Annotated in this window: 11 protein-coding genes; 8 read left to right on the plus strand and 3 right to left on the minus strand. The window is 61.5% G+C overall.

Annotated features, from left to right (window positions below):
- Positions 1-296: 296 nt before the first annotated feature.
- Together aceF and aceE are read right to left on the minus strand one after the other, a co-directional pair.
- Positions 297-1,946, minus strand: a complete 1,650-nt coding sequence (gene aceF / locus GJU48_RS02135) for a dihydrolipoyllysine-residue acetyltransferase (RefSeq protein WP_094949245.1) — start codon at positions 1,944-1,946, stop codon at positions 297-299.
- A gap of 11 nt (positions 1,947-1,957) precedes the next feature.
- Positions 1,958-4,603 (minus strand): pyruvate dehydrogenase (acetyl-transferring), homodimeric type, encoded by a 2,646-nt coding sequence (gene aceE, locus GJU48_RS02140; RefSeq protein WP_094949244.1) that lies wholly within the window; start codon positions 4,601-4,603, stop codon positions 1,958-1,960.
- Between the two features lie 382 nt (positions 4,604-4,985).
- Between aceE and glnE the strand changes: the two genes are divergently transcribed.
- The 8 genes from glnE to GJU48_RS02180 all read left to right on the plus strand — a co-directional run bounded on the left by glnE (position 4,986) and on the right by GJU48_RS02180 (position 15,059).
- On the plus strand, positions 4,986-7,925 hold the full coding sequence (glnE, locus tag GJU48_RS02145) for a bifunctional [glutamate--ammonia ligase]-adenylyl-L-tyrosine phosphorylase/[glutamate--ammonia-ligase] adenylyltransferase (protein ID WP_094949243.1): 2,940 nt from the start codon (positions 4,986-4,988) through the stop codon (positions 7,923-7,925).
- Between the two features lie 175 nt (positions 7,926-8,100).
- Positions 8,101-9,135, plus strand: a complete 1,035-nt coding sequence (gene waaF, locus GJU48_RS02150) for a lipopolysaccharide heptosyltransferase II (RefSeq protein ID WP_094949242.1) — start codon at positions 8,101-8,103, stop codon at positions 9,133-9,135.
- A 1-nt stretch (position 9,136) separates the two neighbouring features.
- Entirely contained in the window at positions 9,137-10,198 is a 1,062-nt protein-coding gene (waaC, locus tag GJU48_RS02155) for a lipopolysaccharide heptosyltransferase I (RefSeq protein ID WP_094949241.1), read from the plus strand.
- Positions 10,198-11,322: a glycosyltransferase family 4 protein gene (locus tag GJU48_RS02160; RefSeq protein ID WP_094949240.1), complete on the plus strand. Its 1,125-nt coding sequence runs from the start codon at positions 10,198-10,200 to the stop codon at positions 11,320-11,322. Before waaC ends, GJU48_RS02160 begins: the two co-directional genes overlap by 1 nt.
- Positions 11,319-12,125: a lipopolysaccharide core heptose(I) kinase RfaP gene (rfaP, locus tag GJU48_RS02165; RefSeq protein ID WP_094949239.1), complete on the plus strand. Its 807-nt coding sequence runs from the start codon at positions 11,319-11,321 to the stop codon at positions 12,123-12,125. The genes GJU48_RS02160 and rfaP overlap by 4 nt, the downstream gene beginning before the upstream one ends.
- Complete coding sequence (locus GJU48_RS02170) at positions 12,125-12,859, plus strand: lipopolysaccharide kinase InaA family protein (protein ID WP_094949238.1); 735 nt, start codon at positions 12,125-12,127, stop codon at positions 12,857-12,859. Before rfaP ends, GJU48_RS02170 begins: the two co-directional genes overlap by 1 nt.
- A complete protein-coding gene (locus GJU48_RS02175; protein ID WP_094949237.1) occupies positions 12,856-13,608 on the plus strand; it encodes a lipopolysaccharide kinase InaA family protein in 753 nt (250 codons plus the stop codon). Before GJU48_RS02170 ends, GJU48_RS02175 begins: the two co-directional genes overlap by 4 nt.
- Complete coding sequence (locus GJU48_RS02180) at positions 13,608-15,059, plus strand: lipopolysaccharide kinase InaA family protein (protein WP_094949236.1); 1,452 nt, start codon at positions 13,608-13,610, stop codon at positions 15,057-15,059. Before GJU48_RS02175 ends, GJU48_RS02180 begins: the two co-directional genes overlap by 1 nt.
- Positions 15,060-15,145: 86 nt before the next feature.
- On the opposite strand, the gene GJU48_RS02185 is transcribed toward GJU48_RS02180, so the two are convergent.
- Complete coding sequence (locus tag GJU48_RS02185; RefSeq protein WP_094952901.1) at positions 15,146-17,248, minus strand: TonB-dependent receptor family protein; 2,103 nt, start codon at positions 17,246-17,248, stop codon at positions 15,146-15,148.
- Between the last annotated feature and the right edge of the window lie 21 nt (positions 17,249-17,269).

Raw genomic sequence — 17,269 nt, forward strand, 5'->3', positions numbered from 1 at the left:
TGCGCACGGCGCCGGGCTCACGCCCTCTTTACTGTCACCTGCGGCAAGGTTTCATCATGCAGCACGCACTGACAAGAGAGGATGAAGGCTAAGTGCTATATGGCTGTTATCGGCCGCGGGAGCGGTTTCTACAATCGAGGTGATGGGTGGCGCATTGACGCAGGCACGGCGGGCCTAGCTCCTACAAACCGGCAGGCCAAAAAAAGCCCCGCCAAATGGCGGGGTTGAGGTACGAGCGTGGCGCTCGGAAATCGGTGCAGCCAGGCCTCCCCGGTGAAAGGGAGGCCCGTTGAGGCTTACAGCAGGATGGTGCGGATGTCGTTCAGCAGTTGGCTCAGGCGCTGCGTGAAGCGTGCAGCGGCTGCACCGTTGATCACACGGTGATCGTAGGACAACGACAGCGGCAGCATCAGCTTAGGCTGGAACGCTTTACCGTCCCACACAGGCTGGATAGTGGCCTTGGAAACACCCAGGATTGCCACTTCCGGTGCGTTGACGATTGGCGTGAAGCCAGTGCCGCCAATGTGACCGAGGCTGGAGATGGTGAAGCACGCGCCCTGCATATCGTCTGCGGTGAGCTTCTTGTCGCGGGCCTTGGCAGCCAGCGCAGCCGCTTCGGCAGCGAGTTGCAGCAGGCTCTTCTGGTCGACGTTCTTGATGACCGGTACCAGCAGGCCGTCAGGCGTGTCGACTGCAAAGCCGATGTTCACGTATTTCTTGCGAATGATCGCCTTGCCGCTTGGCGCCAGCGAACTGTTGAAGTCCGGCAGTTCCTTGAGCAGGTGCGCGCAGGCCTTGAGCAGCAGTGGCAGCACGGTCAGTTTCACGCCGGCCTTCTCGGCCACGGCTTTCTGCGCAACGCGGAAAGCTTCCAGGTCGGTGATGTCGGCTTGGTCGAACTGAGTCACGTGCGGAATGTTCAGCCAGCTGCGGTGCAGGCTCGACGCGCCGATTTGCATCAGGCGAGTCATCGGCACTTCTTCGGTTTCGCCGAAGCGGCTGAAGTCCACGACCGGAATCGGCGGAATGCCCGAACCACCAGTAGCAGCGCCGGCAGCCGGAGCTTCCTTGGCTTTCTGCATCATGGCTTTGACGTAAACCTGCACGTCTTCTTTCAGCACGCGACCGTGAGGGCCAGTGGCCGACACAGCGTTGAGCTCAACGCCGAATTCACGGGCCAGCTGACGCACGGCAGGGCCGGCGTGAACCTTGGCACCGCTTGGCGCAGGTGCAGCAGCCGCTGGGGCCGGTGCGGCCTCAGCTTTTGCAGCCGGTGCCGGGGCGGCAGCGGCCGGAGCCGCTTCAGCCTTGGCCGCCGGGGCAGCAGCGGCTGGCGCTGGTGCCGCAGCAGGCGCAGCGCCTTGTACTTTGAGCTTGAGGATGAAATCGCCAGTGCCGACTTCGTCTTCCAGCTTGACCGCGATGCTTTCCACCACGCCGGCAGCCGGCGAAGGGATTTCCATGGAGGCCTTGTCGGACTCCAGGGTGATCAGCGACTGATCGGCTTCGACGGTGTCGCCGACCTTGACCAGCAACTCGATGATCTTGGCCTTGCCCGACGAACCGATGTCCGGAACATGAATGTCCTGGACGGTGGCGGCGGCAGGTGCAGCGGCCGGGGCTGCTGGAGCTTCGGCGGCGGCAGGCTTTTCAGCAGCAGGGGCGGGTGCAGCAGCGGCAGCAGGGGCTGGCGCAGGGGCCGCATCAGCGGCACCTTCGATTTCCAGCTCCAGCAGTTCGTCGCCTTCTTTCAGGCGGTCGCCCAGCTTCACTTTCAGGCTCTTGACCACGCCGGCTTTGGGAGCAGGGATTTCCATGCTCGCCTTGTCCGATTCCAGGGTCAGGATGCTCTGGTCGGCTTCGACTTTGTCGCCGACCTTCACAAACAGCTCGATTACTTCACCTTCACCGCTGCCGATGTCAGGTACGCGAATGAGTTCGCTCACAAAAAATCTCCTCAGCAGTCCAGTGGGTTGCGTTTTTCCGGGTTGATCCCGAACTTGACGATAGCGTCAGCCACCACCTTAGGTTCGATCTCACCACGGTCAGCCAAGGCTTCCAAGGCTGCCAACACCACGAAGTGACGGTCAACTTCGAAGAAGTGACGCAGCTTCTTGCGGCTGTCACTGCGGCCGAAACCGTCGGTGCCCAGGACTTTGAATTCCTTGGACGGGACCCACTGGCGAATCTGTTCAGCAAATAGCTTCATGTAGTCGGTAGAGGCAATGACTGGACCTTTACGGCCGGCCAAACACTCTTCAACGTAGCTCAGTGCAGGCTTCTGACCTGGGTGCAGGCGGTTGTTACGCTCCACCGCCAGGCCGTCGCGACGCAGTTCGTTGAAGCTGGTAACGCTCCACACGTCAGCGCCGACGTTGAACTCTTCACGCAGGATCTTCGCCGCTTCACGGACTTCACGCAGGATGGTGCCGGAGCCCATCAGCTGTACGTGGTGCGCCGCTTCCTTGGTGTCTTCTTCGAGCAGGTACATGCCCTTGATGATGCCTTCTTCCACGCCGGCCGGCATAGCTGGCTGCTGGTAGGACTCGTTCATCACGGTGATGTAGTAGAAAACGTCCTGCTGCTGTTCGGTCATCTTCTTCATGCCGTCCTGGATGATCACCGCCAGCTCATAGCCGTAGGTTGGATCAAAGGTGCGGCAGTTCGGGATGGTGGCAGCCAGAATGTGGCTGTGACCGTCTTCGTGTTGCAGGCCTTCGCCGTTCAGCGTGGTCCGCCCGGCAGTACCGCCGATCAGGAAGCCACGGGTACGGCTATCGCCTGCTGCCCAGGCCAGGTCGCCAATACGCTGGAAGCCGAACATCGAGTAGAAGATGTAGAACGGCAGCATCGGCTGGTTGTGGCTGGAGTACGAAGTACCGGCAGCGATGAAGGAGCTCATGGCGCCCGCTTCGTTGATGCCTTCTTCGAGGATCTGGCCCTTCTTGTCTTCCTTGTAGAACATCACCTGGTCTTTATCGACTGGCTCGTAGAGCTGGCCGACGGAGGAGTAGATGCCCAACTGACGGAACATGCCTTCCATACCAAAGGTACGGGCTTCGTCCGGGATGATCGGGACGATACGCGAACCGATTTCCTTGTCCTTGACCAACTGCGCGAGGATCCGCACGAAGGCCATGGTGGTGGAGATTTCACGGTCGCCCGAGCCGTCCAGGATAGCCTTGAGGGTATCGAGTGGCGGTGTCGGAATGTCGAAGGACTTGGCGCGGCGCTGTGGCACGAAACCGCCCAGTGCAGTACGACGCTCGCTCAGGTAACGGGCTTCGGCGCTGTTTGGCTCTGGCTTGAAGAACGGCAGGTTTTCCAGCTCTTCGTCTTTGACGGGGATGTCGAAGCGATCGCGGAACAGCTTCAGGCTTTCAACATCAACCTTCTTGGTGTTGTGCGCGGTGTTTTTCGCTTCGCCGGCACCGGTGCCATAACCCTTGATGGTCTTGGCCAGGATGACGGTCGGTTGTTCTTTGTGGTTGACCGCTTCGTGGTACGCCGCGTAGACCTTGTACGGGTCGTGGCCACCACGGTTGAGCTTCCAGATCTCGTCGTCGGACAGGTCTGCAACCATCGCCTTGAGTTCAGGCGTGTTGAAGAAGTGCTCACGTACGAACGCGCCGTCTTTGGCCTTGTAGTTCTGGTACTCGCCGTCGATGACTTCGTCCATGCGACGTTGCAGGATTCCGTCGACGTCTTTGGCCAACAGTGGGTCCCAGAAACGGCCCCAGATGACTTTGGTCACGTTCCACTGAGCACCGCGGAACACGCCTTCGAGTTCTTGGATGATCTTGCCGTTGCCGCGAACCGGGCCGTCGAGGCGCTGCAGGTTGCAGTTGATGACGAAGATCAGGTTGTCGAGCTTCTCGCGGCCAGCCAGGGAGATGGCGCCCAGGGATTCCGGCTCGTCACACTCGCCGTCGCCCAGGAAGCACCAGACTTTCTGCTTGCCTTCAGGGATGAAGCCACGGGCTTCCAGGTACTTCATGAAGCGTGCCTGGTAGATCGCCTGGATCGGGCCAAGGCCCATGGATACAGTCGGGAACTGCCAGAAATCAGGCATCAGCCAAGGGTGCGGGTACGACGACAGGCCGCCACCGTCCACTTCCTGACGGAAGTTGTTCATCTGGTCTTCGGTGATGCGGCCTTCCATGAACGCACGGGCGTAAACGCCTGGAGAGGTGTGGCCCTGGAAGTAGATCAGGTCGCCGCCGTGTTCGTCGGTCGGGGCCTGGAAGAAGTAGTTGAAGCCGATGTCATACAGGGTTGCGCTGGAAGCGAAGCTGGAGATGTGACCGCCCAGGTCAGAATCTTTCAAGTTCGTGCGCATTACCATCGCCATGGCGTTCCAACGTACCAGCGAGCGAATGCGGCGTTCCATGAACAGGTCGCCAGGCATGCGTGCTTCGTGGGTAACGGGGATGGTGTTGCGGTATGGCGTAGTGATGGCGTAGGGCAGTTGCGAGCCGCTGCGGGTCGCGAGTTCGCCCATACGGGTCATCAGGTAGTGAGCACGGTCTTCGCCTTCTTTGTCGAGAACCGATTCCAGGGCGTCCAGCCATTCCTGGGTTTCGACGGGATCGAGGTCTTGCATGGCTTGCTCCAGGGCGGAAAGGCTACCAGAATCGGTTGCCTGAGTTTGCGACTGGCCTTGTGGGCAGACGACATAAATTCTTGGATGGCCGAAGGTTGCTTCGGCGTCCTGTAGTTTTACTACAAATCGTCGGCCATTTCAGCCTTTCGAATGTATATACGAGTAGTAAAACTACACAAGACTGAGCGTATGGCTCGGTCTGGCTGGTGAGCATAATCGTTATTGTTGATCTTTTGCGAACAAGAAAAGGTGAAAGTTTGATGTTGCCTGCCAAGATTAATTTAATTTCAGCTATTTATAACCTTTGTTCGACAGTCCTTCACCGAGCGTGGTTCTTGCGTTCACAGCTACAAGCCATTCACGCGCCGATCAAGGATAGACCATGAGCCTTCCAACGCTGGCCCCATTACCGGCCATTCTCTTGCCTTACGCCCAGCGAGCCGAGCAGTCATTTCGTGACGCAGTGGCCGCGCTGGACGCCGATCATGGCCTTTCTGAGTGGTCGCCGCAACGGTGGGCTGACTTCGCCCGCGTGTGCGCCGCCAGTGATTTCGTCATTGAACAGAGCCTGCGTGACCCTTTGATGTTGCTTGAACTGGTGGCCTGGGGCGAGCTGGACCGTGGCTTTGCGCCCGGCGAGCTGTGCGGCCAGATCGCCGGTGCCGTGCAACAGGCCGAAACAGAAGATGAGCTGGGCCGCGTACTGCGCCGCCAGCGCACGCGTCAACAAGTGCGCATCATTTGGCGCGACCTGACCCGCCAGGCCGACCTGGTGCAAACCTGTCGCGACCTGTCCGACATGGCCGACGCCAGCATCGACCAAGCCTACCAGTGGCTGTACCAGCGCCACTGTGTGCAATTCGGCACACCCACTGGCCGGCGCAGCGGTGAAGCTCAGCACATGGTCATCCTCGGCATGGGCAAGCTCGGCGCCGTGGAGCTGAACCTGTCTTCGGATATCGACCTGATTTTCGCCTACCCCGAAGGCGGCGAGACGGTGGGCGTGAAGCGCGCCTTGGATAACCAGGAGTTTTTCATCCGCCTTGGTCAAAAATTGATCAAGGCCCTCGACCCGATGACCGTCGACGGTTTTGTGTTCCGCGTCGACATGCGCCTGCGCCCTTACGGTTCGGCCGGGGCTCTGGTGCTCAGCTTCAATGCGCTGGAACAGTACTATCAGGATCAGGGCCGCGATTGGGAGCGCTACGCCATGATTAAGGCGCGCGTGGTCGCCGGTGATCAGGTGGCCGGTGCGCAACTGCTGGATATGCTGCGCCCGTTCGTCTACCGGCGTTACCTGGATTTTTCCGCCATCGAAGCGCTGCGCACCATGAAGCAGCTGATCCAGCAGGAAGTGCGGCGCAAGGGCATGGCCGAGAACATCAAGCTGGGCTCGGGCGGCATTCGTGAAGTGGAGTTTATCGCCCAGGCGTTCCAGCTGATCCACGGTGGCCGAGACCTGAGCCTGCAACAGCGACCTTTGCTCAAGGTGCTCGGCACTCTGGAAGGTCAGGGCTACTTGCCGGCGGCGGTCATTGCCGAATTGCGCAATGGTTACGAATTCTTGCGTTACACCGAGCACGCGATCCAGGCAATTGCCGACCGCCAAACGCAAATGCTCCCGGACAGCCCGGAAGACCAGGCACGCATTGCCTTTATGCTTGGCTTTGCCGACTGGGCCGCCTTCCATGAACGCCTGATGTACTGGCGTGGCCGGGTGGCCTGGCACTTCCGCCAAGTGATTGCCGACCCTGATGAAGCGGAGGGCGAAGAAAGCGAATTGGTCGTGGGCGGTGAGTGGTTGCCGCTGTGGGAAGAGTCCCAGGACGAAGACGCCGCGTGCCGCCAATTGCAGGAAGGTGGCTTTACCGACGCGCCCAAAGCCCTGAAAACCTTGGCCGGCCTACGCGGCAGCCCGCAGCTACGTGCCATGCAGCGCCTGGGCCGCGAGCGGCTCGATGCCTTTATCCCGCGGCTGCTGGCTCAGGCCGTCGAACACGCCAACCCGGACCTGGTGCTGGAGCGTGTGTTGCCATTGGTCGAAGCCGTCGCCCGCCGTTCCGCTTATCTGGTGCTGCTCACGGAAAATCCCGACGCTCTGCGCCGCCTGTTGACCCTGTGCGCCGCCAGCCCTTGGATCGCCGAACAGATCACGCGTTTCCCGCTGTTGCTCGACGAATTGCTCAACGAAGGCCGCCTGTTCAAGCCGCCGTTGGCGCCGGAACTGGCTGCCGAGCTGCGTGAACGCCTCACGCGTATCCCCGAGGATGACCTTGAGCAGCAGATGGAAGCCCTGCGCCATTTCAAGCTGGCCCACCGCCTGCGCGTGGCCGCTTCGGAAATCGCTGGCAGCTTGCCGTTGATGAAAGTCAGCGATTACCTGACCTGGCTTGCCGAAGCCATCCTTGAACAAGTGCTGGCCCTGGCCTGGCGCCAGACCGTGGCGCGCCACGGCTCGCCGCAGCGGCTCGACGGCACCTTGTGCGACCCGGGGTTCGTCATTGTCGGCTATGGCAAAGTCGGCGGCATCGAGCTGGGCCATGGTTCCGACCTTGACCTGGTGTTTATCCACGACGGCGACCCGCAGGCCGAAACCGACGGCGCCAAGCCGATCGACGGTGCGCAGTTCTTCACGCGGCTGGGCCAGCGGATCATCCACCTGCTGACCACCCAGACCAACTCCGGCCAGCTGTATGAAGTGGACATGCGCCTGCGGCCTTCCGGCGCGTCCGGTTTGCTGGTGAGTTCGCTCGGTGCGTTTGAGCGCTATCAAGAAAATGAAGCCTGGACCTGGGAACATCAGGCCCTGATCCGCGCGCGAGTGCTGGTGGGCAGCCAGGACGTAGGCCATGCGTTCGAGCAGGTACGCGCTAAAGTACTGGGGCGCGAACGCGACTTGGCCAAGCTGCGCCAGGAGGTCGGCGAGATGCGCGCCAAGATGCGCGGCAACCTGGGCACCAAGTCTACGGCGGCCGGTACCGGCGCCAATGCCTTCGAGCCCACGGTGGCGTTCGACCTCAAGCAGGACGCCGGTGGTATCGTCGATATTGAATTTATGGTGCAATACGCGGCTTTGGCGTGGTCTGCGCAACATCCATCGTTGCTGCGCTACACCGACAATATCCGCATTCTGGAGGGCCTGGAGCAGGTGGGGTTGATGCCCGCCGCCGATGCTCATTTGCTGCGCGAGGTGTATAAGGCCTACCGTTCCGCCGCGCACCGCCAGGCCTTGCAAAACGAGGCCGGTACGGTGGCCGGGGATCAGTTCGCCGACGAACGGCGTCAGGTGATGCGAGTCTGGAATGAACTGGGTTTAAGCTGAAACCCGATGAATTGAGCGATGCCAATCTAATGTGGAAACCGGCTTTATGTGGGAGCGGGCTTGCGATACCGAGGCGATGCTATCGCAGGCAAGCCCGCTCCCACAAAAAGCGCGATCTGCAGTAATTATCGATGCGGGGAGGCATAAGCCTCCCCGCATCGTTTGTGGAAACTACATGAATATTCTGATCGTTGGGCCCAGTTGGGTCGGTGACATGGTGATGGCACAGACACTGTTCCAGTGCCTGAAACAGCGCCATCCCGACTGCCAAATCGACGTGCTCGCCCCCGAGTGGAGCCGGCCGATCCTTGAGCGCATGCCCGAGGTGCGCAAGGCCTTGAGCTTCCCGCTCGGCCACGGTGCCCTCGAACTGGCAACGCGCCGTCGCATCGGCAAATCCCTGGCCGGCCAGTACGATCAGGCGATCCTGCTGCCCAACTCGCTGAAGTCGGCGCTGGTGCCGTATTTTGCCGGCATCCCTAAACGCACCGGCTGGCGCGGCGAGTTTCGCTACGTATTGCTCAACGACGTGCGCACCCTCGACAAGGCGCGCTACCCGCTGATGATCGAGCGTTTCATGGCCCTGGCCTACGAGCCCGGTGCTGAGTTGCCGACGCCGTACCCGCGCCCAAGCCTGCAGATCGACCCGGTGACCCGCGATGCGGCCCTGGCCAAGTTCGGCCTGATGCTCGACCGTCCGGTGTTGGCGCTGTGCCCAGGCGCGGAGTTTGGTGAGTCCAAGCGCTGGCCGTCGGAGCATTACGCCAAAGTCGCCGAGATGAAGATTCGCGAAGGTTGGCAGGTGTGGCTGTTCGGTTCGAAAAATGATCACTCGGTGGGCGAAGACATCCGCCAGCGCCTGATTCCCGGCCTGCGCGAAGAGGCGGTGAACCTCAGCGGCGACACGTCCCTGGCCGAAGCCATCGACCTGCTGTCCTGCGCCGATGCGGTGGTGTCCAACGACTCCGGCCTGATGCACGTGGCCGCCGCGCTGAACCGCCCACTGGTGGCGGTGTACGGCTCGACCTCACCAGGGTTTACCCCGCCCTTGGCCGACAAAGTCGAAGTGGTGCGCCTGGGCCTGGATTGCAGCCCGTGTTTCGACCGCACTTGCCGTTTCGGCCACTACAATTGCCTGCGCCAGTTGCTGCCGCAACCGGTCAGCGATGCCTTGCAGCGGTTGCAGGGCTCTGTGGTCGAGGTTCGTTAGTTTGCGAGTATTGGTAATCAAGACCTCATCCCTGGGCGACGTGATCCACGCCTTGCCGGCACTGACCGACGCGGCGCGGGCGATCCCTGGCATTCGCTTTGATTGGGTGGTGGAAGAAGGCTTCGCCGAAATCCCCACCTGGCACCCGGCGGTGGACAAGGTCATCCCGGTGGCGATTCGCCGCTGGCGCAAAAACATCTGGCAAACCATCAAGAGTGGCGAGTGGCGGCGCTTCAAACAGCGTATCCAGGCGACTAAATACGACTTGGTGATCGACGCTCAAGGCCTGCTGAAAAGCGCCTGGCTGACGCGCTACGTGCGTGCCCCAGTGGCCGGTTTCGACAAACACTCGGCCCGCGAGCCAATGGCCTCGCGCTTCTACTCGCGGCGCCTGGCTGTAGCCCGTGGGCAGCATGCGGTGGAGCGTTTGCGCCAGCTGTTCGCCGTGGCGCTGGGTTATGACTTGCCCAAAGGGCTGGGCGACTACGGCCTGAGCGTCGACAAACTGCTCGGCCTGCCGCCGAAGAAACCTTTTGTACTGCTGCTGCACGGCACCACCTGGGACACCAAGCACTGGCCCGAAGCCTATTGGCGCGAGTTGGCTGAGCGCATGGGCCGCCTGGGTGTGGACGTGAAGTTGCCGTGGGGCAATGCCGACGAAAAAGCCCGCGCCGAACGCCTGGCCCAAGGCCTGCCAAACGCCGAAGTGCTGCCCAAGCTGAACCTGGCCGGTGTGGCCCGCGTCCTGGCCGGCGCCCGCGCTTGCGTGGCGGTCGACACCGGCCTTGGCCACTTGGCCGCTGCGTTGGACGTGCCGACCATTTCCCTGTTCGGCCCCACCAACCCTGGCCTGACCGGCGCTTACGGCAAGGGCCAGATTCACCTGGCCAGCGACTTCCCATGCGCGCCTTGCCTGCAAAAACACTGTACCTATCAACCTACGGCCGACGACCTGCGTCGGTTCGACATCAAGCGCGAGTCGCCCCTGTGCTTCACGCGCTTGAACCCTGAGCGTGTGGCAAGCCGACTGAGCACGTTGTTACTGGCTGAGGAGCTGCACTGATGCAACTGGCTTTTGTTCTGTACAAATATTTCCCCTTCGGTGGCCTGCAGCGCGACTTTATGCGCATCGCCCTGGAGTGCCAGCAGCGCGGCCACCAGATTCGTGTCTACACGCTGATCTGGGAGGGCGATATACCGCCGGGCTTCGAAGTGCTGGTGGCGCCGGTCAAGGCGTTCTTCAATCACCGTCGCAATGAAAAGCTCAGCGCCTGGATGGAAGCCGACTTGGCCAAGCGCCCGGTGGACCGCCTGATCGGCTTCAATAAAATGCCCGGCCTGGACGTGTACTACGCCGCCGACGGCTGCTTTGAAGACAAGGCGCAAAACCTGCGTCATTCGCTGTACAAAAGCTTTGGCCGTTACAAGCACTTTGCCGAGTACGAGCGCGCGGTGTTCGCCAGGGGCGCCAAGACTGAAATCCTGATGATCTCGCAAGTGCAGCAGCCGCTGTTCATCAAGCATTACGACACCCCGCTGGAACGCTTCCACCTGCTGCCGCCGGGCATCGCCCAGGACCGCCGCGCACCGCCGAATGCCGCCGAAATCCGCGAAGGCTTCCGCAAGGAATTCAACCTCGCCGACGACGACTTGCTGCTGGTGCAAATCGGTTCCGGCTTCAAGACCAAGGGCGTCGACCGCAGCCTCAAGGCCGTGGCCGCGCTACCGGCGGAACTGAAAAAACGCACCCGACTGTTTGTAATTGGCCAGGACGACCCCAAAGTATTCCAATTGCAGAGTGCGACATTGGGGCTGGGCGATAACGTGCAGTTCCTCAAGGGCCGCAGCGATATCCCGCGTTTCCTGCTGGGCGCCGACCTGTTGATCCACCCTGCGTACAACGAAAACACCGGTACTGTGTTGCTCGAAGCCCTGGTGGCCGGGTTGCCGGTGCTGGTCTCGGCGGTGTGTGGTTATGCCCACTACATCCGCGAAGCCGACAGTGGTCTGGTGCTGGATGAGCCGTTTGAACAAACGCAGCTCAACCACTACCTGACCCAAATGCTCACCGACACTGCACAGCGCGCGGCCTGGGGCCGCAATGGGTTGGCGTTCGCCGAGACGGCCGACCTCTATAGCATGCCGCAGCACGCGGCCGATGTGATTCTGGCGGAGCCAAAGCGATGAAGTTGATGCTTGCCGAACCGTTCAAGACCCTCTGGGCTGGGCGTGATGCCTTTGCCGAAGTCGAGCGGCTGGAAGGCGAGGTGTACCGTGAACTCGAAGCCCGCCGTACCTTGCGTACCGAGGTGGATGGTCGTGGCTATTTTGTGAAGATCCACCGTGGCATCGGCTGGGGCGAGATCGTCAAGAACCTGGTCACCGCCAAGCTGCCAGTGCTCGGCGCAGGCCAGGAGTGGCAGGCCATCCAACGCCTGCAGGAAATCGGCGTGCCGACCATGACCGCCGTGGCTTACGGCGAGCGCGGCAGTAACCCGGCCGACCAGCACTCGTTCATCATCACTGAAGAGTTGGCGCCCACCGTCAGCCTGGAAGATTTCAGCATCGACTGGGTCAAGCAGCCGCCGGAGCCACGCCTCAAGCGCGCGCTGATCGCCGAAGTGGCCCGCATGACCGGCATGATGCATCGCGGTGGGGTCAATCACCGCGACTGCTACATCTGCCACTTCCTGCTGCACACCGATAAGCCGGTGACCTTCGATGACTTCAAGCTGTCGCTGATCGACCTGCACCGAGCCCAGACCCGCGACAGGATCAGCCATCGCTGGCGCGACAAAGACTTGGCCGCGCTGTACTTCTCGGCGCTGGATATCGGCCTCACGCGTCGCGACAAGTTGCGCTTCCTCAAGGGCTACTTCCAGCAACCGCTGCGCCAGATCCTCGCCGAAGAAAACGCCTTGTTGCAATGGCTGCAAACCAAGGCTGACAAGCTTTACGCGCGTAAACAACGCTACGGGGATGCGCTCTGATGGCGGGTTGGAACCTGGAGCCCGCTTACGCCGCCCTGGCGGATGATTTCGGCAGCCTTGAGGCGGTATTTGCTCTGGAAGGCGAGCAACTGACCCACGACCCGCTGTCGGAAGTGGTTCGGGTAGAGCGCGGCGGGGTCAATTACTACGTCAAGCGCTACGTCGGTGCCGGCAAAGGCCTGCGTCGCTACCTGGGCAAACCACGGGTGAAGTCCGAGTGGCAGAACCTCAAGCGCTTCGCCAAATGGGGTATTCCCACTGCTGACGTAGTGGCCTGGGGCCTGGAGCGCAAGGGCCTGGCCTACGCCCGTGGTGCGATGATCACCCGCGAGTTGCCGAAAACCGAAGACCTGTCGGTGCTGGCTGATCGCAACGATCCGTGTTTGAAAGATCCCAAGTGGGTCAGCGCGATCAGCCGCCAGCTCGCCGAATATACGCGCACCATGCACGAGCACCGCTTCACCCATAACGATTTGAAGTGGCGCAACCTGTTGGTCGATGACCAGCAAACCCTGTACCTGATCGATTGCCCCAACGGCGACTTCTGGCGTGGCTTCTGGCTCAAGTACCGTGTCACCAAGGACTTGGCCTGCTTGGACAAGGTCGCCAAGTATCACTTGTCGGCCACCCAGCGCCTGCGCTTCTACATGCAATACCGCCAACGCACGCACCTGACGGCGTCGGACAAACAGCGAATTCGCCACGTGGTGAAGTTTTTCGAGGGACGCGAATGAGTGATTTCCTGGCGGCCGAAGACCGCGCCTTACTTGAGCGCAACGGCCTCGCTACCTTCGATGCCCTGTGGGCCAGGCAACTGGACGCGGTGGATGAACCCAATACCAGCAAAGGCGGCTGGAGCAGCGTGTTTCGCCTGGAGCTCGAAGGCCAGGGTTACTACCTTAAGCGCCAAAGCGACTACTTGACGCGCACACTGCACAAGCCGTTTGGCGAGCCCACCTTCGCGCGTGAATTCCGCAATATCAGCCGTTATCAGAAGCTCGGTATTCCGGCATTGCAGGCGGCGTTTTTCGGTGAGCGCAAGGTTAATGGCGAGCACCGCGCGATGTTGCTGACCCGCGCCCTGGACGGTTGGAACGACCTGGATTCGTTGCTGGAGCAATGGCCGCAACTGACGGACGCCCAGCACTGCGCGATCCTGCTGGCGTGCGGCCAACTGGCTCGTCATCTGCACAGCGTCGGCCAGGTGCATGGCTGTTTTTATCCCAAGCATATTTTTTTGCAGGCCCTCGGCGACGGCTATGCCGCGCAGTTGATTGACCTTGAGAAAACTCGCCCGCTGTTGTTCGGCCAGCGTGATCGGGTCAAGGACCTGGAGCCGCTGTTGCGCCGCGCGCCGCAATGGTCGGACGCGCAAGTGCGCCAACTGCTGGCCGCCTATCTGCAACAGCCTGAAGACAGCGCACCGGTGGCCGCCTGGTTCCAACGCCTGACGGCGCGCCGCAGCCATAAGGAGAACCGCTGATGCGTTTGTCCGAGCTGAAGAAAGCCGGCCGCACGCCTGATCTGCCGCTGACTATCGAGCTGGCGGACGCCGCAGGCCCAGGGCAGTTGCAACTGCTCAGCCTGTTGCGCGTGTTACCGGGCGAGCGCTACGTGGGTGCTGGCGTCTGGCGCGGGCGCACGGTGCTGGCCAAGTTATTGGTCGGCAGCAAGGCGGCACGCCACTTTCAGCGCGAACTCAGCGGTGTGCGCCTGCTCGCCGAGCAAGGCCTGACCACGCCACTGCTGCTTGCCGATGGCCTGCAAGAAGGCGAGGGCGGCTGGCTGCTGTTTGAATTTATTGAAGGCGCCCAAAGCCTTGCCGATGCCTGGCAGGCCGTCGAAGGCTTGCCGCCGCTGGCTGACGAACAAACCGCCGTGCTCGCTGAGGCCCTGGCGGCGATTGCCCAGATGCACGCCAAAGGCCTGTGGCAGGAAGACCTGCACCTGGACAACCTGCTGCGCCAGAACGGCAAGCTGTACCTGATTGACGGTGCCGGGATTCGTGTCGAAGAGGCGGGCAAACCGCTGTCGCGCAACCGCGTCCTGGAAAACCTCGGGGTGTTTTTTGCGCAGTTGCCGAAAAATCTTGAGCCGTTCACCGAAGAGCTGCTGGTGTACTACCTGCTGAGCAATGGCGAACATGCTGTGCCGCTGGAGGCCCTGGAAAAACAGGTGCGCAAAGTCAGCGCCTGGCGCTTGAGGGACTTTTTGAACAAGGTTGGCCGCGAATGCACGCTGTTCAGCGTGGTGCGTGGCGCCTTTGTCTTGCGTGCGATTCGTCGCGAGGAAGAGGCCGCGATGCTGCCGGTATTGGAGCAGGCTGATGCATTGCTGGATCAGGGCCACCTGTACAAAACCGGTGGTGCGGCCAGCGTGGGCAAGGTCGAGGTGGCCGGTCGGCCGCTGGTGATCAAACGCTACAACATCAAGGGCTTTGCCCATTGGCTCAAGCGCTTCTGGCGCCCGAGCCGTGCCTGGCATTCGTGGCGCGAAGGCAACCGTCTGGCGTTTCTGGGGATTGCTACGCCCAAGCCGCTGGCGGTGTTGGAGAAGCGGTTCTTCTGGCTGCGCAGCCGTGCGTATCTGGTGACTGAGTTTTTGCCGGGGCCGGACATCATCGAGCGTTTCGCGCCTTACGTTGAGCACGGCGATGTGCCTGAAAGCGAGCTGCTGGCGCTGGATCATCTGTTTGCCGAGCTGATTCGTGAGCGCATCAGTCACGGCGACTTCAAGGGCCATAACCTGTTCTGGCACGCAGACCGCTGGGCGTTGATTGACTTGGACGCCATGTGTCAGCACAGCTCAGTCGCCAGCTTTGCGCCGGCGTATGCCAAGGATCGTGCGCGGTTTATGCGCAACTGGCCGCAGAGCAGTGCGCTGTACCAACTGATCGATCAGCGTTTGCCCAAAGAGATCGGCGTCGCCGGTTAAAGCGGGCTTTCGGCCCTATCGCGGGCATAGGTATCTAAATAGATACCCATGCCGCAATAGGGCCACCTAGGCGCCGCGTGGCCTGATCAGAACTGATATTCAGCCCCAGCCCCCGCATACCATGACCTTCCCGGTGCCGCTTCGTAATAGCGGAAGTTGCCGTCCCCGACAATCACCGAACCCACGTACTGGCGATCCAGCAAGTTATCCAAACGCAAGGTCTGGTGAAAGGTCCAGTGCTCGACCTTCTGCTCAAAGCGCGCACGCCAGTTGAATACGCTGTAGCCCGGCGCGGCGCGTTGCTGGTTGGTGTCTTCGACGTAGACCTTGCTGCGGTAAATGCCTTCGATGGCGGTGCTGACCCAGTCGCGGGGCTTCCAGTTCAGCTCGGCGAAAAGGGTGGTTTGGGGCACGCCCGGGAGGTAGTTGCCTTTGTCGATGGCTTTCCCGTTCCCGATGAAGTAACTGTCGTAGGTGGCTTGCAGTCGGGTGTAGGCGAGGCTTGTGCTCCAGTGGTCGCTGAGCTGGCTTTCAAGGCCCAGTTCGAAGCCACGGCGCAGGGTGCGGCCGGCATTTTGATAAGTGGTGCGCCCGTCCTTGGATTGCGCCACTACCAATTCATCCTCGGTGGTGATCTGGAAAAGGGCGGCGTTGAGGCGCGTGTCTTGGCCAATGCGTGCTTTCAGGCCGACCTCGTATTGTTTGCTGACGGAAGGCTTGAGCGCGAAATTGAAGCCGTTTGAGGTGCTGGAATACGCCGACTCCGCCTGAGTCGGCGTTTCGAAGCCTTTGCCCGCGCTCACGTAACCATGCAGGTCTGGCGTGAAGGCGTACATCACGCTCACTGACGGCGTGTTCTTCTGGTAGGTCTTGCTGCCGCTGTCGTTGCCGTCGCTGAGAAAGTGGTCGTCCACGTCCATCTTCAGGGTGCTGTGGCGCAGGCCGGCTTGCAGGGTCCAGTCGCCCAGCAGCCAGTTGGCTTGCACGAACGGGTCGAGGCTGGTGGCGGTGTCGATTTCGTCGCGGCCCAAGGCGCCTTTGACGCCGTGCACGCCGTTGAGGGTGTTGGAATAGCCTTGGCGATCATCCTGGCTGCGGTCGTAGTCGAGACCGGTGATCAGGGTCAGGTCGCCGGGGGCGCTGGTGATCGGTTGCAGCCAGTGGATGGAGCCGCCGTAGAACTTGCGGTCGAAGTCCACGACGCCGCCGCGCGCATTGGCGAGGTTGGGTTCGCCCTTGGTCTTGTCGGGAATCGACAAATACTGAATCACACTCCGCCGCCCTGTATACGCGTTCACCTGCAACGTCGCATCACCGATGTAGCGCTCGTAATTCATACCCAATTGCTGATGATCGATGCTTTTTCGCGTGTTGTACTGCAGCGCGGCGGGATCCACAGAGCGCGGATCTGCTTTATAGGCTGCCCATTTCTGCCCCAGCGGGTCCTGCGTGCCGTTCTGCTCCAGGCTGCTGTAAATCAGCGCCAGTTTGCTGTCGTCATCCGGCTCGAAGTTCAGCTTGGCAAAGGTCTGGTCGCGACGGGCGCTGCTGTGGTCGCGGTAGCCGTCGGTGTCCATGCGCGAGGCGTCGAGCACGAAACCCGCGCCGTTGGCTGCGCCTTCGGCCGTCAGGTGGTGCTTGCTCAGGCCGTCGCTGCCCACCAGGGTTTCGGCGCCGATGCGCGGCGAGCCTTCGCCGTTGCGGGAAAACATCTGGATCACCCCGCCGGCGTTGCTGCCGTACAAAGTGGCCGCCGGGCCGCGCAGGACTTCGATGCGCTCGGCGGTGTCGAGGTTGAAGGTGGCGGCCTGACCCTGGCCGTCCGGGGTGCTAGCGGGAATGCCATCAGCCATCAGCTTGATGCCGCGCACGCCAAACGCCGAACGGGCACCGAAGCCGCGCGAGGAAATCTGCAGGTCCTGCGCGTAGTTCTGGCGGTTTTGCACCACCAGGCCGGGCACGCGCGACAGGGCTTCGGAGGCGTTGATGCCGAGTTGGCCGTCGCTGATTTGCTCGTGGCTGATGCTGTCCACCGAGTACGGCAGGTCGAAGGTCGGGCTGGCGCTGCGTGAACCGGTGACCACGCTGGGGTCGAGGATCAGTGGGGGCTCGTCGGCCCTGACGCTGTAGCTCACCCCCAAAAGGCCAGCAAGCAACATCGTGAAACAGATGGGGGTGACAACGTTCATAAGCAAGCCGACATCCATAGC

The organism is Pseudomonas sp. IB20 (genome assembly GCF_009707325.1).
GTDB lineage: Bacteria > Pseudomonadota > Gammaproteobacteria > Pseudomonadales > Pseudomonadaceae > Aquipseudomonas.